The 20,608-nt window shown below is 37.8% G+C and carries 19 protein-coding genes and 1 riboswitch; of the genes, 1 reads left to right on the top strand and 18 read right to left on the bottom strand.

Annotated features, from left to right (window positions below; translation table 11 throughout):
* Positions 1 to 366 precede the first annotated feature (366 nt).
* The 14 genes from ACFX4G_RS27675 to ACFX4G_RS27610 form a co-directional block, all read right to left on the bottom strand.
* Positions 367 to 1,380 (bottom strand): C40 family peptidase, encoded by a 1,014-nt coding sequence (locus tag ACFX4G_RS27675; RefSeq protein ID WP_230185431.1) that lies wholly within the window; start codon positions 1,378 to 1,380, stop codon positions 367 to 369.
* A 32-nt stretch (positions 1,381 to 1,412) separates the two neighbouring features.
* The gene (locus ACFX4G_RS27670; RefSeq protein WP_025753225.1) at positions 1,413 to 2,486 is read right to left on the bottom strand and encodes a dipeptide epimerase; all 1,074 of its coding nucleotides are present in this window, start codon (positions 2,484 to 2,486) and stop codon (positions 1,413 to 1,415) included.
* Positions 2,487 to 2,546: 60 nt separating this feature from the next.
* A complete protein-coding gene (locus ACFX4G_RS27665; protein ID WP_043978081.1) occupies positions 2,547 to 3,713 on the bottom strand; it encodes a DUF819 family protein in 1,167 nt (388 codons plus the stop codon).
* Positions 3,714 to 3,806: 93 nt separating this feature from the next.
* A complete protein-coding gene (locus ACFX4G_RS27660) occupies positions 3,807 to 4,130 on the bottom strand; it encodes a DUF3870 domain-containing protein (RefSeq protein WP_028412670.1) in 324 nt (107 codons plus the stop codon).
* A 212-nt stretch (positions 4,131 to 4,342) separates the two neighbouring features.
* Positions 4,343 to 4,486, bottom strand: coding sequence for a hypothetical protein (locus ACFX4G_RS27655; protein ID WP_377578279.1), 144 nt, complete (start codon positions 4,484 to 4,486; stop codon positions 4,343 to 4,345).
* Positions 4,487 to 4,618: 132 nt separating this feature from the next.
* Positions 4,619 to 5,356, bottom strand: coding sequence for a glycerophosphodiester phosphodiesterase (locus ACFX4G_RS27650; RefSeq protein WP_377578276.1), 738 nt, complete (start codon positions 5,354 to 5,356; stop codon positions 4,619 to 4,621).
* A gap of 86 nt (positions 5,357 to 5,442) precedes the next feature.
* Complete coding sequence (locus tag ACFX4G_RS27645; RefSeq protein ID WP_377578273.1) at positions 5,443 to 6,783, bottom strand: ABC transporter substrate-binding protein; 1,341 nt, start codon at positions 6,781 to 6,783, stop codon at positions 5,443 to 5,445.
* Between the two features lie 13 nt (positions 6,784 to 6,796).
* Positions 6,797 to 7,609, bottom strand: coding sequence for a carbohydrate ABC transporter permease (locus tag ACFX4G_RS27640; protein WP_043978093.1), 813 nt, complete (start codon positions 7,607 to 7,609; stop codon positions 6,797 to 6,799).
* Complete coding sequence (locus ACFX4G_RS27635) at positions 7,606 to 8,541, bottom strand: carbohydrate ABC transporter permease (protein ID WP_028412674.1); 936 nt, start codon at positions 8,539 to 8,541, stop codon at positions 7,606 to 7,608. The genes ACFX4G_RS27640 and ACFX4G_RS27635 overlap by 4 nt, the downstream gene beginning before the upstream one ends.
* Positions 8,538 to 9,653: a sn-glycerol-3-phosphate ABC transporter ATP-binding protein UgpC gene (locus ACFX4G_RS27630; RefSeq protein ID WP_162215199.1), complete on the bottom strand. Its 1,116-nt coding sequence runs from the start codon at positions 9,651 to 9,653 to the stop codon at positions 8,538 to 8,540. The genes ACFX4G_RS27635 and ACFX4G_RS27630 overlap by 4 nt, the downstream gene beginning before the upstream one ends.
* Positions 9,654 to 9,673: 20 nt before the next feature.
* Positions 9,674 to 10,252: a glycerol-3-phosphate responsive antiterminator gene (locus tag ACFX4G_RS27625; protein WP_043978098.1), complete on the bottom strand. Its 579-nt coding sequence runs from the start codon at positions 10,250 to 10,252 to the stop codon at positions 9,674 to 9,676.
* A gap of 244 nt (positions 10,253 to 10,496) precedes the next feature.
* Positions 10,497 to 11,492, bottom strand: coding sequence for a biotin synthase BioB (bioB, locus tag ACFX4G_RS27620; RefSeq protein WP_043978101.1), 996 nt, complete (start codon positions 11,490 to 11,492; stop codon positions 10,497 to 10,499).
* A gap of 148 nt (positions 11,493 to 11,640) precedes the next feature.
* On the bottom strand, positions 11,641 to 13,866 hold the full coding sequence (locus ACFX4G_RS27615) for an alpha-galactosidase (protein ID WP_377578270.1): 2,226 nt from the start codon (positions 13,864 to 13,866) through the stop codon (positions 11,641 to 11,643).
* A gap of 19 nt (positions 13,867 to 13,885) precedes the next feature.
* Complete coding sequence (locus ACFX4G_RS27610) at positions 13,886 to 14,431, bottom strand: hypothetical protein (RefSeq protein WP_241771343.1); 546 nt, start codon at positions 14,429 to 14,431, stop codon at positions 13,886 to 13,888.
* Positions 14,432 to 14,751: 320 nt separating this feature from the next.
* Between ACFX4G_RS27610 and ACFX4G_RS27605 the strand changes: the two genes are divergently transcribed.
* Entirely contained in the window at positions 14,752 to 16,065 is a 1,314-nt protein-coding gene (locus tag ACFX4G_RS27605) for an APC family permease (RefSeq protein WP_377578267.1), read from the top strand.
* A 132-nt stretch (positions 16,066 to 16,197) separates the two neighbouring features.
* Here ACFX4G_RS27605 and ACFX4G_RS27600 read toward each other — a convergent pair whose 3' ends face one another.
* The 4 genes from ACFX4G_RS27600 to ACFX4G_RS27585 all read right to left on the bottom strand — a co-directional run bounded on the left by ACFX4G_RS27600 (position 16,198) and on the right by ACFX4G_RS27585 (position 20,284).
* Positions 16,198 to 16,989 carry an EcsC family protein gene (locus ACFX4G_RS27600; protein WP_114897227.1) on the bottom strand — a complete coding sequence of 264 codons (792 nt, stop codon included), beginning with the start codon at positions 16,987 to 16,989 and terminating at the stop codon, positions 16,198 to 16,200.
* A gap of 24 nt (positions 16,990 to 17,013) precedes the next feature.
* The gene (locus ACFX4G_RS27595) at positions 17,014 to 17,619 is read right to left on the bottom strand and encodes a DedA family protein (RefSeq protein ID WP_377578264.1); all 606 of its coding nucleotides are present in this window, start codon (positions 17,617 to 17,619) and stop codon (positions 17,014 to 17,016) included.
* 160 nt (positions 17,620 to 17,779) lie between these two features.
* Positions 17,780 to 18,811, bottom strand: a complete 1,032-nt coding sequence (ytvI, locus tag ACFX4G_RS27590; RefSeq protein ID WP_013055188.1) for a sporulation integral membrane protein YtvI — start codon at positions 18,809 to 18,811, stop codon at positions 17,780 to 17,782.
* Positions 18,812 to 19,024: 213 nt separating this feature from the next.
* A complete protein-coding gene (locus ACFX4G_RS27585) occupies positions 19,025 to 20,284 on the bottom strand; it encodes a glutamate/proton symporter GltT (RefSeq protein ID WP_377578261.1) in 1,260 nt (419 codons plus the stop codon).
* Positions 20,285 to 20,390: 106 nt separating this feature from the next.
* Positions 20,391 to 20,530, bottom strand: a riboswitch (cyclic di-AMP (ydaO/yuaA leader).
* Between the last annotated feature and the right edge of the window lie 78 nt (positions 20,531 to 20,608).

Here is a 20,608-nt window from a genome sequence, read left to right as displayed (position 1 = left end):
TTGCTCAATTAAAAAATAAAATTTAACGTTGACGTTTGTCGCTTTGTTCAGTTTTCAAAGTTCAACCGCCGCTCTTAGGCGACTTTATTATCTTATCAAGTTATCAACGTAATGTCAACAACTTTTTAAAATTCTTTTTTCAGCTTCGTTGTTACAAGTATGTCTCAACGACGCTTTATAATAATATAACGATTTTCATATAAAGTCAATATGTTTCAAGAAGAAAAATGTTTTTTTCTCTTGTTTAACTACTTCCCTTACTGAGAAGTAGTTAAACGTAAATAAACTAAATTTTCTAATTTTTATCTATACTCTATATTAAAAAAGAAGCCCTTCACAAAAAGAGCTTCTTTCTTATCTTACTGATCAAGGTAAATAACGACGTGCACCTGCATACTCTTCAATATATCCCTTCGTGTTTAAAGGAATAATCTCTACTGTCCGCTCGGAGTTCGGCGAATGAATCATCATGCCATCTCCCGCATACATTGCTACATGGTGGACGCTTCCTTTTCCTTGGTTATAGGCAAAAAACAATAAGTCTCCAGGTTGAAGGTTGTTCATATCTACTGGTTGCCCTGCTCTAGACTGTGGCCCTGAGTCACGTGGAATCGTAATACCATGGGATTGGTACATCGTAAACGTAAATCCAGAGCAGTCAAATCCAAAACCACTCATGCCAGCCCATAAATATGGAAGATTTAAGAATGCCTTTCCACTTTCAACAAGCTCCGTGCCAGTTGGTACAGGAATATCTTTTTGAGACGCGTAGATTTTTCCTGCTTTTGTAGAAATCCATGCTGTCTTTCCATTTGGTTTTAATACTTTATATGCACTCTTTGATTTTGCCAAAAGAGGTAAGCGTGTATTATAGCTAACTTCAATACCTTTCTTTTTCAAAGAAGGCGAATGATATAGATAAGTAGTCGGAGCCGTCACCATTACAAAAGGCTTCTTTGCATACTGTTCGTACCTTTTGCTATAGGTTAATTGTTTAGTAGGCATCCATCCGGGATACCCTAATTCATTTCGAGAAGTAGGCTGTCCGTCTACAGCTACTTTGACCCAGTCTCCTTGTTCGTCTAAAATCGTTACTTTGTTTCCATATAACGCTTGTGTCTCAAGCATCCCATCGCTAGATAACTGCTGCTTCTGTTTCAAATTCATCGATGTGGTCCACTTTCTCATATCTACAGGATTAGTAGCTGACGGAGCGTCCACTTCCCGCAAGATGTCTGGTGCTGTCCACAGAGTAGCTGCTGCGACATCTATATAAGCAGTTTCTTTTTCTTCAGAAGCATGAACAGAAGGAACTGCACTAACCCCAAATGTAGCTAAAATAACTGTTGTTGCCGTTAAAAGCCAACGTTTTATATTCATCGTCTCTCTCCTTCTACTATATTACTATCCTTTTATTTTGAGATAGGAACGGTGATTTCTCCTATTCCAGGAAGATCTGATAAGAAAACCTCTTGACCGCTGTACTTTAACACATCCAGTTCAGTTGAAAGCCAAAGAGGAGCATCTAGATCAAAATACGTGATATTCGGATGAGCGGCTGCCAGATGAGCAGCTGCTCCCACGGAAAGTGATGGTTCCATCATGCTTCCAATCATACATGCAACACCGTTCGCCTCAGCAATACTTGCGATTTTTCTTGCTTCATTAATTCCTCCGCACTTCATTAGCTTAATATTCAAAAGATCCACGTACCGCCCGCTTACAAGCCTTAATGCATCTTTGGCAGAAAATAGACTCTCATCTGCCATAATGGGTACGTTTACTCGTTCAGTCACAAACTTTAACCCTTCCCAATCATGAGCAGGGACAGGTTGTTCTACCAATTCAATACCAAAGTTGAGAGTTTCCATTTTATTAATTAATTGCACTGCTTGTTTTGGAGTCCATCCTTGATTTGCATCCAACCGAAGTTTTACATGATCCGGAATGACAGATCGAATATGTTTAATACGCTCAAGGTCTAGCTCAGGAATTGAACCTACCTTTACTTTTAAAATGTCAAATCCGTCCGCTGCACTTTTTTGTGCGTCTTCAGCCATTTTTTCAGGTGTATCAACACTTATCGTCATACATGTAGAGATAGGCTGCTTATCGCCCAAGAAAGCATATAAAGGAATGTTAAGAAACTTTGTATAAGCATCATGCAAAGCGATATCAGCAGCTGCTTTAGCACTTGAATTGTGAATACAGCAGCTTTGAATTTTTTTTAAGAGTTTTTGAAACTGACGTATATCCTCTCCTATTAGCGCTAGTTTAATAGGTCCTTGAAGTGCAGCTTGGATGCCTTCTAAAGAATCGCCTGTAATAACATATGTTGGCGAAGCCGCTCCTTTTCCTTTTATTCCGTTTTCTAATTGAATCTCTACACTTATGCTGTCTATCTCTGTTGCTGTTCGAAGCGCTGTTTTAAACGGAACGAGCAGTGGAACGGTTTGATGCTTTACAGTTATGTCTTTAATTATCATTTCAATCGCTTCCTTTCGATTCAGCACAAATATTCTTTCATACGTATTTTTGGTTTATTCTTAGATCGCTCCTAAAATTTTGGCGACCATCATACCAAAATAAGTACCTAAGAAGGAACCCATTAGAGCCATAATGACTCCTACCGGAATCAGTGCACGGTTATAGGCAGCCGCAAGCATTGGAGCAGACGCCATTCCACCAATATTAGCTAAACTTGCTACTCCGAGCGTAAATAAATCATATTTAAATAGTTTAGCTAGCAACAGCATGATCACTAAGTGCACGAACATAATAAGAAAACCAGATACTAAGTAAATAGGAGCCTGAGCTAAATTTGAAAAATCTGATTGAGAAGCAATTAACGCTACAACGATGTATAACATAACGTTTGATACATCGAGCGTACCTGGAATTTTTGCCGCTGGGGTTACAGCAAGCACTAGACCAACCACAGAAGCAATCATAATCGTCCAGCTCGTTGCATTAATAACCGCTCCCACTTCAGGCAAACGCCCTCCGATAAATGTAGAAAATGCCGAAACGAACAAACCTAGACCAAGTAAATAAAGAAGATGCTGAAACTGCGGGCCTTCTTTTTCGCTTTCAGAAGTTGCTGCGACTTCATCTATACTATTCTCAATAAAGCTGACGTCTGCTTTTGTCCATTTATTAAATTTAGATGCAAATGGTACAAGCCAAAACATAAACATAACCCATACAGCATAGTTAATCGTATCCATCATAAGAGCGTAGCCAAATATATTTTCTGGAACATCCAAAATCCCTTGGAGAGCAACCATGTTAGCTGATCCTCCGGTCCAACTTCCTGATAAAGCACCAAAAGCTTTCCACGTGTCCTCTACATAGAAATTCTTAAAGATGGCATAGACGAGGATAAAACCTACCATTATGCTAAAAACCGCAACGATGAATCCTCCCAGCATTCTTGGACCAAGTTTAATTACACTTCGAACATCACACTTTAACAGCATAAGCATCAGCATGGCCGGAAGCAGTGCATTTTTAACGCCCGTATACATGGCGACATTTGATTCGCTATCCCCAAATACCCCTGCCGTTTGCATAAGAGCAGCTCCTATATAAATAAGTACAATACCCGGAATAAATTTAAAAAATCGATTGGCTTTAAATCTTTTTTCAATCCCTACCATGAGCGCAGCAAAGGCAGTTAACACACTCACATACATAAATCCATCTTGAATCATTTATTCTTCCCCCTTCATCTCCCCGAAAATGTTTTTATACAAAACAAAATCCAGCCCAACGTTTGAAAACGTCAGGCTGGATTTCGTCTAGGTCTATGTAGACAAAGCAGCTGTTATTTGCTGATATTTTTTCTGTGCATCATGAAACGCTACCACCAGCGCTTTTTGGGAAGACCCGAAGTAGCGGCTGTTAATGTCGTCTATAAGGGTGGGATCACTTATGTGGCGTCCAATAAAAATTGATTGAACAAATCGAACGGTTAACTCAATCGTCGCTGAGCATTCCACATCAATAATTTTTCCATTTGTTTTATCAACTACCAATCCTAAAAAATACTGATTGAACTTTTTAGTAATCGGATTGCTTTGAGGAGCTTTGGCATCTCCAATAATATAGATAGTATCTTGATCATACATGATTTTTTATTCCTCCTAAAAGAGATAACAGACGATGCTAGGGACCGGCAAATGAACGTTTGCGGAGCTACGCAACATGTATTCGCTTTCATAAGGAACATTATAATCTATTCTCAATATATCATCTATAGAACAATTTCACAATATAAATTTTATACTATTCAGAATAGAAAAATATTTTTTGTATAAAAAGAGAGTGCGACATAACGAACTTAAAACCTAAAGACGAACAAATGGGATACATGAACTGAACCGCTTGTTACACCGCAGTTGATTTCCATGCAAGGCGAAGACTCCTGCGGGGTCTCACCTGTTCCGCTTTTCCCGCAGGAGTCTTCGCTTTGTCCTTTAATCAACTGCTAGAAAGACCTACACACATGAAACCTACGTTTACCATAACAAAAAAAACGAACCGCTAATCAAGCACTTTGATCAATGGTTCGTTTTTCATTTTGGTTCAAATATTTTTGTCTCGGCTTCTTTCTATGTCATCCTTTGAACACCTTAGAGGAAAAGCGATTAGGATAATCTGTCATCACGACTTCTACTGAAGCCTGCTGAAGCTTCAAGAAGTCATCCATTTCATTAATCGTATATACCCGCAAGTCTAATCCTTCTTGCTTTGCTTTTTTCCCGTACGAAGAAAGAGCAAAAGACATGTCACAGTGTAGGTGCGCTCCTATTGATTTTGCTTTTCCAATCGCATCTTCACTCACCCCTTCAAATAAAAAACCTGTTGATATATATGAATGGAGAGATCTCACTTTAGCCAAGCTATCATAGTTAAAAGATGACAAAATAACTTGATCTTCTAAATCAAACTCATCGATTAGACGAAGAACTTTTTCCTCAAGTTTTGGATAGTAAATTTGGTCATTTTTTAATTCAATGTTCACGGTCATTTCTGTCTTTTTGTCCATCATCCACTCAAACACTTCTATTAACGTGGGAATCGATTGTTTAGAAAAACGAGAATCATACCAGCTTCCAGCATCGAATAACCGCAGCTGTTTATACGAAAATTCTTGAACGTATCCCATTCCATTCGTCGTTCTGTCAATTCGTTCATCGTGAATCACTACTATTTCCCCATCTTTGGTTAGTTGTACATCCAATTCAATACCTGAAACTCGCATTTTTCTAGCTTCTTCAAATGCAATCATTGTATTTTCAGGATATCGTCCGCTAAAGCCGCGATGCGCATAAAGATCAATTGAATTATTCATTGTCCTCTGTCTCTCCTAACTAGTCATTCACTAAATAAAAAGCTCGTCCTCAAAATAACTTGAAAGACGAGCTTCGTAATCATACGTTATTTTTGATTGGCTACTTCTAATGCTCTATTTGTTTCTTTTGCTGCTTGATCAAGTGCTTGTTTCGGCTTTACTCCCTGGTACAGGCTTTCCATTCCTGTTACTACCTTTTGACGTGATTCCGGAAATACCGAAATTAAAGCGCCTTGTGTTGCCGGAGTTGATTTAGTTTTATGAAGCTGATCAACCGTCACTTTTAGTTGAGGATATTTTTCCCATTCTTTCTTTACAATTTCTTGATCATATGCTTTAGGATTAACCGCAAAATAGCCACTTTCCACGTGCCATTTTGCCTGAACTTCTGGTGTTGCTAAATATTTCATGAAGTCCCACGCCGCTTTAGATGTTTCATCACTAATTCCTTTAGACATCCATAAAGATGCTCCCCCGATAGCTACTCCTTGGCGATCCTCTTCCTTTGGCACAGGAAGATCTGATACGCCTACTTCAAATGGAGCATTATCTACTAATGTTTTAATACCTGCTGATGAATCTAAAAACATTGCAATTTTTTTAGATTGAAATGCTGCGCGCATATCGTCCCAGTTTTGCCCTACATTGTAGAAGGTACCTTCTTTGTACATGTCATTGATTAAATTAAATGCGTTTTGTCCTTCTTTTCCATTAAATACTGCCTTCTCGGCATCCCCTTTACGACCGTTTTCGTGATCTACATACAAACCGCCTTGAGAAGCAACTAGCTCTTCAAAGAACCATCCGTAATTTAGAATTGAAAAACCGTATTGTGATGTTTTATTTCCTTGTTTCTCTGTTAATTTCTTTGCAGCTGCCTTTAATTCATCATACGTTTTTGGTGGGTTTTCAGGATCTAACCCTGTTTTTTTAAAGGCATCTTTGTTGTAAACAAGAACCGGTGTTGAAGAGTTGAACGGCATTGAATATTGCTTTCCATCTACTTGGTAATAGCTTGAAATGTTTTTCTCCCACTGTGAAGTATCGTAGTGGTCTTCATCAATAAATTTTTGAACAGGCTGAACCTTACCACTGTCTATCATGAATTTCGTTCCTACTTCGAACGTTTGCATGATAGCAGGTGCATCTTTAGTTCCTGCTACCGTATTAAATTTTGTTTGTGCTTCCTCATACGTTCCTTGGAAAACGGGCTTTACTTCAACTTTATCCTGAGATTTATTGTACTCATCGACTATTTTATTGAGTGATTTTTCAAGGTCACCGCTCATGGCGTGCCAAAAAACGACTTCTGTTTTACCTGATGCTGTTTTTTTTGTTTCTTGCGCTTCCGAAGAACCAGTTGAGTTTGAGCAAGCGCCTAGAATGACTAGCAAGCATGCCGTTACGATAGCCAATATCTTTTTCATCACATTCACTCTCCTATTTAATTGCACCTTGGGTTAATCCTTTTTGAAGACGTTTTTGACCTAGGAATAATAGTAATAATGTCGGTATAATAACAACCACGACAGCGGCCATAACCACTCCCCAATCAGTTGAAATCTCCTGCGTTTGCATTTGTTTTAAACCAATCTGAACGGTACGAACATCCTCTGTATTTGTCACTAATAGTGGCCATAAATACATATTCCATGTTGTTAAAAAGCTATATACACCAAGCGTAACTAGACTTGTTTTAGACACAGGGAGCACGACGTTCCAAAAGAAACGAAAGCGGCTGATCCCTGCAACTTGAGAAGCTTCATATAACTCATTCGGAATGGTTTTAAACTGCTGACGCAACAAAAATGTCCCAAACGCTAAAGCAAAAAAAGGAATTGTTAATCCTAAATAATTATTAATCCACCCTAGCTTTTGCGCTGTTAAAAAGTTAGGAACCATCGTTGCTTCCCATGGAATCATCATCGTAGAAATAAAGAGAAAGAAGATAGTATCTCTTCCTTTAAATTTAATAAATACAAATGCAAAAGCTGCCAAACTTGAAACTAACAGCTGCCCGGCCATAACAAAAATAGATACAGCAAAACTGTTAATTAAATAATGAAGCAGCGGAACTTTTTCAAAAGCATCCCGATAGTTTTCAAATGAAAAAGATGACGGCCAAATCTTCCCTTCTAACACTTCCGCTCCACTCATAAAACTAATGGAAAAAGCGTATAGGATAGGAAACATCAATACTAAAGTAGCTGCAATGAGTAGCAAGTAAGTTGTCCATTTTCTCGTGATGCTCATTGATAATGTACCTTCCTTTCTCCAAGCTTAAATTGAAGAGCCGTAACCAGTAGAATACAGAAAAACAAAATTGTAGCTTGAGCACTTGCAGAGCCAACATTATAGTTTACAAATGCATCTTTGTAGATTGAATAAACAATGACATTTGTCGAATCTGTAGGTCCGCCTTTTGTTAAAATGTCAATTTGTCCAAACGTTTGAAACGCGTTAATAAACGAAACGGTAATGATAAAAAACAGCGTTGGCGAAAGCATCGGAAGCGTAATTTTACGTAGCTGATACCAATAGCTAACTCCAGCAATACGCGCATTTTCATACAGCTTTTCATCAATATTTTGTAACCCGCCAAGTAAGATTAAAAAGGTAAAACCAATGTTCATCCAAATCGTAGAGATAGACACAGCAATCAGCGCATACTTAGGGTCTAATAACCACTGCACATCATGAATTCCTACAAGATTTAATACTTTATTGATAACACCGATTGTCGGGTTATACATAAACATCCAAATTACAGAAGAAGCCGCTACGCTCATTCCCATCGTAGATGAAAACATCGTTCTGAAAAAACCAATTCCTTTGAGCTTTTCATTTGCGATTAGCGCTAGGAATAAGGCAATAATTAAACCTATAGGCACCGTGTAGAGTACAAATAAAAAAGTGGCTTTCATACTTTGTAAAAAGTTTGGATCTGTAAATAGATAAAAGAAATTTTGTAGCCCTACAAATTTCAAGGGATTTCCCTGTGTATCTGTAATAAAAAGACTTAAATATAACGTCTTAATCATTGGGTAGAAAAGAAATACACCAAATAATAATAATGATGGCAGCAAGTAAGATAATCCTACCAATAGGTTAGGCATTGACTTCTTTTCTTGTGGATTGGATGAAACAGAAACAGGCGAGTTTGCTGTTTTGGTAACAGCACTCATACAAATGCCCCCTTTACAGTTAAATCTTCCGTTGATGGTTCATAGTGCAAGCATGAACCTGTATCGTTATCAAATAAAAACAGATGTTTTGGATCGATAAAAATAGGGACGCGCTCTCCCACTTTTATATTCCATTGACCGTTCCACTTAGCCATCCACTGCTTGTCACCCATATGAAATGTAAGCAGTGTTTCTGTTCCTAGAATTTCGACATTATCTATCTCTACAATAAAGCTGGTGTTATCGTTTGTCGCAAGCTGAACATGCTCAGGTCTTACTCCAACCACAACTTCCTTTTTACCGCTAAAGTTACTGTGTGGTGTACTCATAGAAATAGCTCTTCTATCTTCAAAAACGAGTAAGTTATTTTCTATAGAAACGTTTGATAAGTTCATAGGAGGAGAACCTATAAACGACGCTACGAACGTGTTTGCCGGTGCATTGTAAATATCAAGGGGACGCCCAACCTGCTGAATATTACCTCCATTTAAAATCATCATTCGATCCGCCATCGTCATCGCTTCCGTTTGATCGTGCGTGACATAAATCATCGTAATACCTAACTTACGCTGAATCTGGCGAATTTCTGATCTCATTTTTGCTCGCAGCTTTGCATCCAAGTTGGATAACGGCTCATCCATCAGGCAAATAGGCGAATGAGTAACAATAGCACGTGCGAGTGCTACACGCTGGCGCTGTCCTCCCGAAAGCTGTCTAGGCTTTCGCTTTAAATATTCACTTAAACCAAGCATTTCTGCTGCTTCCCTGCAGCGCTTTTGCTGTTCTTGCTTTGAAATCTTCTTTGTATGCAGACCAAAAAGAATATTTTGTTCTACTGTCAAATGCGGATATAAAGCATAGTTTTGAAACACCATGGACAAATCGCGCTGACTTGGAAGCAGTTTATTTGCTTTTACATCTCCAATTAGCAACTCTCCCTGCGTGACTTCTTCTAATCCGGCAATCATTCGCAGCATTGTACTTTTCCCGCATCCTGAAGGACCTACTAATACGAAGAATTCTCCAGGTTCAATTGTGACGTTAATATCTTGAATGACATTTGTTTTTTGATCGTATGACTTTCCAACGTTAACTAACTCTACTTTTTTCATTAAAAACGCTCCTTTCTCGCTCATTCATATTTTTTCCATAGCCATGATTTCCCTGTAGAAACTGCCGTAGCCCCTGCTTTTAAAGCAGCTTGGATATGGCTTTCATTTTGAATGAGTCCACCTGTAATAATAGGGATACTTATTTTTTTAACGATTTTCTCTATCATCTCCGGAATCAATCCTGGCATTAGTTCTAATGCATCCGGTTTAATATTTTGAACGGTTTTTAACCCTTGTGCTACTGCGTCTGTATCCACTAAAAATAGTCGCTGAATAGCAACCAGCCCTTCCTGTTTTGCGTAATTAATGAGTGAACTTTTAGTGGTTACGATCCCTGTGGGTTTTACAAACTTAGCGAGAAATTTAAGCCCTTCCCGGTCATAGCTAATTCCCGGAATTTTTTCAATGTGTAAGAAAACCATTCGATTATGCTGTTTGAGTAAATCTACATAGCGTTTAATCACACTAATATTGCCCGTTAATAAAAAGGCGGCCTGGATCTCTGTTTCTAAAAATCGCTCTAAATTTTTCGGACTTTTAATGGATGCAATTAAACGATCTTGTCCAAGCTGTTGTAAGAAATCTGCTTCCTTATTCAAAACGATTCCTTCCTTTCATTTATAAAAAAACCACAAAAAACGCATAGGATGTTTATATAGACCTATTGTTTTTTGTGGTTTCTCAATTTCATAACCTTAGTAACTATTCACTTGTCGTTCACATGTTTTATAATAATGGTTATTTGTGAAGGCAATATAAAGAAGCTGTTGAGTTTTGTAAAGTAAACGTATAGTTCCTGTAAATCTGCTGAAGATAAAAAAAGCCGTTGATTTCTCAACGACTTCACAGTGCACATTCTTCGATTTCAAATCCTAAATCTTCAATTAATCCCCAGTCAGCTGTAGGTTCTTGACCTTGAGTCGTTAAATAATCGCCTACAAAAATTGAATTTGCAGCAAACAAACCAAGCGGCTGAAGCGATCTGAGATTGACTTCTCTGCCTCCTGAAATTCGAATTTCTTTCGTTGGATTTACAAAACGCATCATCGCTAACAGCTTTAAGCATTGCATTGGCTTTAACGCCTTTTTGTCTTCTAGAGGCGTTCCTGGAACGGCAACAAGAAAGTTGCATGGAATAGAATCTGCATCTAACTTTTTAATTTGAAAAGCTAATTCAACGGCTTGTTCATGTGTCTCGCCCATTCCAAAAATCGCACCGGAACAAGGTGACAAACCTGCTTTTTTAGATGTAGTAACCGTATCGACTCGATCTTCATAGCCATGCGTAGAACAAATACTGTCGTAGTTATCAGCGTGAGTATTTAAATTATGATTATAGCGATGAACACCCGCCTCGACTAGTTCGTGTGCTTGATCATCTGTTAAAAAGCCTAGACAGGCACAGATTTTCAAGTCTGTCTTTTGACGAATTTCTTTTACCGCTCCCACTACGTGCGCTACTTCTTTATCAGTAGGACGGCGGCCTGACGCCACGATACAATATGTACCTGCTTTTCTTTTTTGAGCTTCAAAAGCACCTTCTACAATTTTCTCCTTTGTTAACCACGCATACTTATCAATCGGTGCTTCTGATACAATCGACTGCGAACAATATCCACAGTCTTCTGGGCATAAACCCGATTTAGTATTAATAATCATATTGAGCTTTACTTTTTTTCCATAATGATGATGACGAATTAAGTACGCGGCATTCATGACCTCTAACACTTCTTCATCCGGTACATGAAGAAGTTGAAGCGCTTCATTATATGTAATTTCTTTCCCTTTAATAATAGACTGAGCAAGTGCTTTCCAATCTCTTAAACCTGTGGTTTCCATCGATTCCCCTCCACTTTAGTAAACTAAAAAAATATAAAGTTAACAATTATAACTAAAAGTTACCATTACTTCTCCTTTTATGTCAACAATATACGATTAATAGTTAACTCAAAAAAGCCACTTCTATGATATAGAAGTGGCTTTTTGCTTATTGCGCTTGCAGTGTGTAAATAACCGATACAAAGTCTCCAGATTTTTCATCGTATGCTTCAACACCCGGATACTCATGAGTTAGAGTAATTCCTGCGTACATGAGCTCATCTCCATAAGCTGTTTGATCTGTTTCCATCACTGTATATTCATAATCAGGATGAAGCCCTTTTAGCTCGATGCGTTCATAAGAAGGATTTGGTCTAGCTAATACTTGATAATAACCGATGATTGCCTGTTTTTGATCGGATGAAACAACCATCCAGCTCGTCACATTTCCATCTTGTTCAAACGGACTTTTTAATCGATAGAATGTGCCATTTTGAATAAGGGATCGGTGTTTTTTATAATACTGAATTTGGTTTTTTACCGTTTCTTTTTCGTCTTCTGTCATCAGCGTAACATCTAACTCATAACCAAATGCGCCAAAATACGCAACGTCTCCTCTTGTTTCTAGACTTGTTACTCTGCGTACTTGATGATTTGGTACGGCTGATACGTGTGCTCCCATTGAACTGATTGGATAGGCAAAAGACGTGCCGTACTGAATCTTTAGACGTTCAATCGCGTCCGTGTTATCGCTCGTCCAAGCTTGAGGAGCATAATAAAGCATTCCCGGATCAAATCTAGCTCCCCCGCTTGCACATGATTCAAATAAAATATCCGGGAACTTCTTTGTTAGTCGCTCATACAAATCATACACACCTAAAATATAGCGGTGTACTACTTCAAACTGACGGTTCGCGGGCAGCCCAACAGATCCAATCTCTGTTATATTTCGATTCATATCCCATTTTATATAAGAGATAGGTGCTTCACTTAAAATAGCTTCCATTCGTTCATAGATATAATTCACTACTTCTTCTCTTGAAAAATCAAGCACATATTGATTTCGTCCATGAGATTGATGACGATTTGGCACATGAATCAACCAATCTGGATGCTTTTCATACAAGTCGCTTTGCTTTGAAATCATTTCGGGTTCAAACCATAACCCAAAGTCCATACCTAAATCCGTTACTTTTTGAGCCAATGACTTCATACCGCCCGGAAGCTTATTTTTATCTACAAACCAGTCTCCAAGAGAAGTTGTATCATCGTTACGCTTGCCAAACCAGCCGTCATCTAATACGAAAAGTTCAACGCCCAGCTTTTGTGCTTCTTTGGCAATATGTACAATTTTCTCTTCGTTAAAATCAAAGTACGTCGCTTCCCAGTTATTAATTAAAACTGGCCGCTCCAAATCCCGCCATTTTCCTCTAGCTAGACGCTTGCGATAAAGCTCATGATACTCTTGGCTAAGTCCGTTTAGACCGCTATTTGAATAAGCCAGTACTAGTTCTGGTGATTGAAAAGTTTCTCCACTCTCTAGTCGCCACTGAAAATCAAAAGGATGAATTCCCATCGTTATTCTTGATACATTATAATGATCTACTTCCACTTGTCCAAGAAAGTTTCCGCTGTATACAAGACTAAAACCATACGCTTCTCCACTGTGTTCAGTTGCAGCTGGATTTTTTAAAATTAAAAATGGGTTTTGCTGACTGCTGCTTGTACCTCTCGCACTAGAAATACTTTGAATACCAGGCTGAAGCATTCGTGTTTTCACGTGTCTTTCTCGAATCCACGCACCGGAAAGCTGAACCATCTCATAATTTGATGTAGGCAAATCAATGCTGCCGCTCATGATACGCAAAATATCGACTGGTTCTTCTCCTCTATGCTCAAATCGTGAGTGACGCGTAATAATATTTCGGTCTTCGTAAACGGTATACGTTAAAATAAGTGATGCATTGAGCAATTTATCAATCAGTTCAACTTCTACACTTGTGGCTTCACTCTCTTCTTCTACATATGTAGCAGGTAAGCCTTTTAATGGCTTCTTGCCTTTGTAAATTTTATGGTTATCGTATTCAAAATTTGTGATTCGGCTTCCGTTTTGCTGAAGAAGTTGATAGGCTGGCTCTCTGAAGTCTGTTGTTCCATAAGAAGGATACTCTTGTTTGATTGTTTCAAGAGAAAATGCTAGTTCTCCTTCATATACCGAAGCGCTAGCTCCTCTTGTTTCTACACGTAAAAAATGCTGAAAAGATGAACGGTGCTTAAGCTTTTTTCCATAGTACAAGTGACCGAGCTGCCCGTTTCTCAACACTGAAAAGATATAACTTACATCGCGTCCCTGCAGGTGAAATTCCTTTGTACCTTCATTAAATAAGATCCCCATTTTATTCCTCTCCTTACCATCAAATATCTAACGAGACATTTCCTTTTTCATCTATTGCCGTTGCATGCTCAAAAGCAGATGCTAGATTAATCTCTTTTCTCTCATACCATTTCGCTAAACCTTTGAATAACTCTTCTGTTTCAACTATTCTTGTGTCTACTCGCAGTTCAGTTTCATAGCTATGAAGAGACCAAGTGCTTTCACTAAATAAGGTCATTTCTACATCTAAACACATGTCTTTCCAATTAGGAGCACACAGAATAGGATGACGTATGTCTGAACATGCAATGGTGTAGCGGTTAGAACCATTCTTATTCATAAAACAATGAACAAAAGAGGCATTCACATCGCCCTTACTAGTTTGTAAAGATTTATACAGTTGGATATCTAACAATGGAACGCTCCATTTTAATTTCATTTTTGGAAGAATTCTTTTTTTAACCGACTTGACCGTTAATTTAATAAAGTAAACACCATCTTTTTTTGTTTCATCCAATACGACATGCACACCTGGTTCCTTGTTTATCTCCAAGTTTATATAGGGTGTAGCAATCACTTCCTTCATCTCCTTCACCATCATTCTTAATTTTGTACACCAACAAAAATGTAACCGCATTCAAAAATTTATTTTCGTATTTATTACAAGTAGATCACCTAAACGAAGCTTTTTTACTTTCTTTCATTTTATGTAAAATACTTTCTAGACTCAATGGTAAAAATCAAAGTGAAAAAAAGCATTTTTTTGCTTTATCTAGTAATCAATTAAATGCTCTTTATCTCTTAGCCCGCAATTTTCTCTTCTTTTTCAAAAAAAGATGACAAATTTAATAATATAGTATAATAATAAATAATGCAGAATGATTATACACAGAAAGGATGACAAATATGAATCATGAACCTTCTCTTCTTAAACAACTAAAATTATGGCATATCGTTGTGATAGGGTTAGGCTACATGGCACCTATGGCCGTTTTTGATACATTTGGCATTGTAACTGAATCAACAGATGGACATGTTTCAGGCGCTTATGCATTCACGTTGATCGCTATTTTATTTACAGCCATTAGTTACGGAAGGATGGTAAAAGCTTTTCCCGGAGCTGGTTCCTCTTATACATACGCACAGCAAGTAATGAATCCAAACATTGGTTTTTTGGTAGGATGGACGGCTCTTCTTGATTATCTATTTCTGCCAATGATTAATGCGCTTTTGACAAATATTTACCTAAGCTCTCTGTTTCCAGGTGTTCCAAAGGCCGTATGGATTATCAGCTTTGTTGTCATCATGACCATAATAAATATTTTCAGCGTTCATTTAACCGTTTCTTTTGGTACGCTATTAGTTGCTTTTCAAATTTTAGTCGCTATTATCTTTATTATTTTAAGTGCTACAACTCAAGGCCAAGAGCTATCATTTAAACCGTTTATAAGTGAATCGGCCTCTATATCTCTGTTATTAAACGGAGCAGCTATTTTATGCTTTTCTTTTTTAGGATTTGATGCTGTAACCACTATGGCCGAAGAAACACTTAAGCCTGAGAAAACCATTCCTAAAGGGATTCTTATTATTGCGTGTACGGGAGGCGCCTTATTTATCACGGTTTCTTACTCTGCGCAGCTTCTTTTCCCTTCAGCCTCTTTGTTTCATGATTTAGAAGGTGCATCAGCGGAGATCGCTTATAAAATTGGTGGCCAGCTTTTTCAATCTATTTTTGTAGCAGCGGCCTTGACTTCAACTATTGCTTCTGGACTTGTCTCACATATGAGTGCATCAAGACTTCTCTATGCAATTGGGAAAGATGGTTATCTGCCTCGGGGAATTTTTGGCTATATTCACCCTAAAACAAAGACGCCTGTTTGGAACGTAGTGATTATTGGTGGCCTCTCTTTAATTTCACTAGGTCTGTCTCTTGAAAAAGCTACCTCTTTAATTAATTTTGGTGCTTTAATTGCGTTCAGTTCAGTGAACATAGCGGTTTTTATCCATTATTTTATTCAACAAAACAAACGATCTCTCAGTGGATATATTTCATATGTACTTATGCCTTTACTCGGCAGCTTATTTTTATTTTTTATGTGGCTTAACTTAGAAAAAACATCCTTATTTATCGGTATTGTATGGAGTATAATCGGAATTATTTATTTACTGATTGCCAGACGAAAAAATACTATTACCATTCCTACTTTTCATTTTGATTAAGGAAATAGACTTAACACATGAAAGCTACATTTACTATACCAATGGAAAAATCCGAACGTATTTGATTCTCAACCAAGAATCAAACTCGTTCGGATTTTTCTTCAACTAAAATACTTTCGTACCAGTCTCTTTTTATTTTTGCGATTGTGAGACTTTTTCCAAAATACGTCTTTTACGATAAAGCATCATTCCAACTTCCCCTATATCGCTAATTGCTTGTTTGTTAATATACGCTCCAAATACCATTCCTGCTATAGGAATCATTTGGAACAGCTTTTTCCAGCCCAAGTTGTCCCTGTAGGTTAGAAACACTTCTCTCCACCCTTGCAGCTGCTGCAAGCTCTGCGTTCGATTTCCGCTTGCTAATTCTTCTAAAATCGCACGTTTCCCTACAATGTCAGAAGACGAAAACTGCATGCATTTGACCATGAAAATTCGTTCCTCTTGCTCAGTGGGGTCGTAACCATAAGAAACAGCCACTTCTTGCAGTGTCTTAAGTGTAAGCCCTAATACAAAAGGAACATCAATAGCTAGTGTAAAAATCCCGCCTATACCGGTTGTAGCTCCTTGAAGCTGTGCATTCTTTTTTCGGACTTCAATAAAATGCTCTGCCAATTCATCCATTTCTTGCAGAGATAAATGCTGAATATCCTCTATCGAAAGCTGTTTCTTTTCTTGTAATTGTGCTGATGCTTTTTCTAGCGTGGCAGACGTATTAGCTAAATACTGGCCTCCATTATCAACATACTTAGCAATTTCATCTAATAATTTTTCTATTTTTTGATGAATGAACTTTGGCGTTACTTTATCTAAAGCTGAAAAAGGCAAACGAGCCAGCCGCTCCCAGAAAAAAAGTCCTTTTTGGTCTTTCTCCCACTTTTCAATTTTTCGTAACTCTACTCTTAACTGCTCATACTCTGACATATCCTCACTCTTTTCCTCGATTTATCAGCTCTGCCCTACTTGTTTATTCCGCACATATTTAATGATAAAAAACAGTGCAATTAAAACAACAATTCCGATTCCAATAGGCTGCATATATTGAGACACAATCGGCCCCACCTCTTTCCACTTAGGTCCTAACTTATATCCTAAATATACGTAAATAGCCGTTACTGGAAGCATCGCCACAAATGTATAAATAGAAAACAGCCATACATTCATTTTTGCCATCCCGCACGGAAAAGAGATAGCCGTGCGCACTCCTGGAATAAAGCGTCCAAAAAAAGCAACCCCGCTGCCGTACTTATTAAAAAAGCGATCGGCGGCGTCAATTTCTTTTTCTTTCACCAAAAAGTATTTTCCATATTTTAAAATCAGCGGTCGTCCACCGTAACGTCCCAGTGCATAAAGAGTCAACGGTCCACAAACACCGCCTACTGTACCTGCAAGGATAGCCAGATACAAGTTCATATCACCTTGGTACACCCAATACCCTACTAAAGGTAAAACAAGCTCTGCCGGGACAAACTCAAACGTTAATGCTAGAATTACGCCAAAATAAGAGAGCTGTTTTAGCGCTTCAATTAAAGAAAGTAAAACCGACTCTAACAAAAATTCTCCTCCTCATGTCATTAAATCTAAGACTGCAAAACTATAATTTAGCCGATTGATAGATAAAAACCAACGCGGCATAGTTTTTTCCTTTCCCTCTTTACGTATTACGTACTACAAAAGTTTCAATAAAAAAAAGCGCTAGTTTTATCCAGCGCTTTTATAGTTTAAAGTTAATTTGAATAATACCTACTTTACGAAGAGCATCGTATAAAATAACTAAAGCCGGTCCTAAAAATAATCCGACAAAGCCTAAAAGTTTAAATCCAATGTACAAACTAACTAATGCAGCCAAAGGTGAAATACCCATATTTGTAGAAAATACTTTTGGTTCTACTACACGTCTTACTACCGTAATGACTCCAAATAGAATAAATAAGCCGATTGCTAATGAGTCATGCCCTTGCGTAAGAGCAAAAATCCCCCATGGAACGAGCACCGAGCCCGTCCCAAGGATTGGTAAGATATCGACAATTACAATTAATAAACTAAGCAGCGCGGTATACGGAACATCTAATAACCAAAGCCCTACATAAGCCATTACAAACGTCATGACACTTAAGATAATTTGTGCCTTAATAAAACCAACCCCCGCTTGGATAAGCTGAGTGATGACAACTTGTAGCTTATATTTCGTTTCTTCTGTTAAAAATGACTTAATTTTATTTTTAATAGCAGGCAGCTCAAGGCTGATAAATACAAGCGCTACTAAATAAATAAGAAACTCTAGTAGAAACCCAGGAACAGTAGCAGCAAAGCTAATGATGATTTCCACGGTACTTTTTAATAGAGAATCTAATGAATTTACGGTTTTTTCAAGCGTGCGCTCGATAGAAGAAATCACTTCTGTAGGAAGAGCGTTTGAATAGTATTTCCACTTAATAATAGTTGGATAAATCGCGGTTTCATAGATTTCTTTTACAAAGGAAGGCGCTATCTTTGAAAGAGCAACCACTTGCGTAACGATTGTCCGAACAATAAAAAATCCAATAAGTATGAGCGAAACAACATATAAAATGAAGGTCATAAGCACTGCGTAGACTCTCTTCATTTTAAAAGATTGATGCAATTTTTGAACAATACCCTCAAGCGCTAATGCTGTTAATAAAGCAAACACAATCGGTAAACTGTAAGGGATTAACAAACATACGATTACTATCGAGGCGATGACCCATATTCGCTTTTTCCACATACTCTACTATCCCCCAACTAGCTAAGCTATCTCTATATTTATTGATAAAGAAAGGAACCAGTGACTGCTTTTATGTAAGAATAAAATTTGGATATATTTATACCTGATGTTACATATTATAGGGTCAATTTCCATAATAATAAAGGAATTATTATGAAAAAAGCTACTTATTCTAATTTTTTGAATAGAATAAGTAGCTTTTTAATTTATAAATTAGCCGGCTCTCATGACCTCTGTACCTTTTTTAGGGTCAAATTTGCCTTCAGATTTAGACATCACAATTGCTGCTAGTGTGTTTCCTACTAAGTTAACAACCGTACGTGCCATATCCATGATTCTGTCTACTCCAGCAATGAAGGCTAATCCTTCTGCCGGAACGCCGATTGTTCCAAGAGTAGCCAGTAATACAACAAATGATGTTCCTGGCACCGCAGCCATTCCTTTAGATGTAACCATCAATACCAGAATGAGCGTCAGCTGTTGAACGATCGTTAAATCAATACCATACACCTGCGCTAAGAATAACGCTGCAATCGCTTGATAAAGAACGGAACCATCTAGGTTAAATGTATAACCAATTGGTACAACGAACGATACGATAGCTTTTGGACAGCCCATCTTTTCAAGTTTTTCCATAATTCGCGGAAGAACTGTCTCAGAGCTAGATGTACTGTATGCTAACAACAGTTCATCTTTCATATAGCGGAATAAGTGGAAAATGTTAATTCCTGCCCATTTCGCAATTCCTCCTAATACAACAAGTAGGAAGAAAATTAACGCTAAGTAAACTAAGATAACAAGCTTTCCTAATGAAAGGAGTGAATCTAAGCCGAATTTTGAAACTGTTACACCAATTAAAGCAAATACACCAATTGGCGCCACTTTCATTACAAGGTTTACCACGTGAAACATTGCGTGAGAAACACCGTCGAAGAATTGTACAACTGGCTTTCCTCTTTCCCCAATTGCCGCTACTCCTAGTGCAAATAACACTGTAAAGAAGATAATTGCTAGCATGTCTCCTTCAACAATTGACTGGAAAAAGTTTGTCGGAACAATGTGTAAGAAAGTTTCAGCCACTGACTTTCCTTCTTGCTGTTCGGATGTTTCAACGTATTGTGAAATATCACTCTTCTGTGCTGAATGAATGTCTACACCTTGCCCAGGATGAAAAATATTAGCAACCAATACACCGATTACAATTGCAAAAGTCGTAATAATTTCAAAATAGAGAATGGTTTTAACGCCGAGCTTTCCGACCTGTTTGCCGCTTCCTGCTCCTGCAACTCCAACGACTAAGCTTGAGATAACAATTGGAATAACAATCATCTTAATTAATCTTAAAAATAGGTCTCCTAGCGGCTGTAGGTATGTTACTACACGCGGATCGTTAAACCAAATTACCCCTACAAGAACACCGAGGATTAATCCGGTAAAAATCTGCGTAGCCAAACCAAAACGAATTTTTTTCATAGATGTACCTCCCCAAAGATGTATGACATTTGTATATACTTTTCTGAAAAAACAAAAAAAGACTATTCTTAAGAAAGAACAGCCTTTTACTTACGCTATTTTGGGCTCTTTCTCTCAATAAAGCAAACGGGGTTAACTGTCGGATTCGGAATTGAGAGTTTCCTACCTTTTGTAAGGATTCACCCCAAGGCAGCTTTACTGCCGATAATGATTCCCCCGCTCTATACGATTAAGCTTATTATTCAGTTTTTATAAAATTAAAACGATCTATACGTTGTCATACGTTTTTTACAGTCAATAAAACTAAACAGAAGTCTTACTTTT

It is taken from the genome of Priestia sp. YIM B13486, from assembly GCF_042787865.1.
Classification (GTDB): Bacteria; Bacillota; Bacilli; order Bacillales; family Bacillaceae_H; genus Priestia; species Priestia megaterium.
This window is presented reverse-complemented; position numbering and strand designations above follow the sequence as displayed.

Bases quoted from the DNA above. Each gene is read 5' to 3' on its own strand.
- ACFX4G_RS27660 (WP_028412670.1), bottom strand. From the start codon at position 4,130: ATGTATGATCAAGATACTATCTATATTATTGGAGATGCCAAAGCTCCT.
- ACFX4G_RS27600 (WP_114897227.1), bottom strand. From the start codon at position 16,989: ATGTCAGAGTATGAGCAGTTAAGAGTAGAGTTACGAAAAATTGAAAAG.
- ACFX4G_RS27665 (WP_043978081.1), bottom strand. From the start codon at position 3,713: ATGATTCAAGATGGATTTATGTATGTGAGTGTGTTAACTGCCTTTGCT.
- ACFX4G_RS27630 (WP_162215199.1), bottom strand. From the start codon at position 9,653: ATGAAAAAAGTAGAGTTAGTTAACGTTGGAAAGTCATACGATCAAAAA.
- ACFX4G_RS27585 (WP_377578261.1), bottom strand. From the start codon at position 20,284: ATGAAAAAAATTCGTTTTGGTTTGGCTACGCAGATTTTTACCGGATTA.
- ACFX4G_RS27610 (WP_241771343.1), bottom strand. From the start codon at position 14,431: ATGAAGGAAGTGATTGCTACACCCTATATAAACTTGGAGATAAACAAG.
- ACFX4G_RS27640 (WP_043978093.1), bottom strand. From the start codon at position 7,609: ATGAGCATCACGAGAAAATGGACAACTTACTTGCTACTCATTGCAGCT.
- ACFX4G_RS27605 (WP_377578267.1), top strand. From the start codon at position 14,752: ATGAATCATGAACCTTCTCTTCTTAAACAACTAAAATTATGGCATATC.
- ACFX4G_RS27635 (WP_028412674.1), bottom strand. From the start codon at position 8,541: ATGAGTGCTGTTACCAAAACAGCAAACTCGCCTGTTTCTGTTTCATCC.
- ACFX4G_RS27645 (WP_377578273.1), bottom strand. From the start codon at position 6,783: ATGAAAAAGATATTGGCTATCGTAACGGCATGCTTGCTAGTCATTCTA.
- bioB (WP_043978101.1), bottom strand. From the start codon at position 11,492: ATGGAAACCACAGGTTTAAGAGATTGGAAAGCACTTGCTCAGTCTATT.
- ACFX4G_RS27615 (WP_377578270.1), bottom strand. From the start codon at position 13,866: ATGGGGATCTTATTTAATGAAGGTACAAAGGAATTTCACCTGCAGGGA.
- ACFX4G_RS27670 (WP_025753225.1), bottom strand. From the start codon at position 2,486: ATGATAATTAAAGACATAACTGTAAAGCATCAAACCGTTCCACTGCTC.
- ACFX4G_RS27675 (WP_230185431.1), bottom strand. From the start codon at position 1,380: ATGAATATAAAACGTTGGCTTTTAACGGCAACAACAGTTATTTTAGCT.
- ytvI (WP_013055188.1), bottom strand. From the start codon at position 18,811: ATGTGGAAAAAGCGAATATGGGTCATCGCCTCGATAGTAATCGTATGT.
- ACFX4G_RS27650 (WP_377578276.1), bottom strand. From the start codon at position 5,356: ATGAATAATTCAATTGATCTTTATGCGCATCGCGGCTTTAGCGGACGA.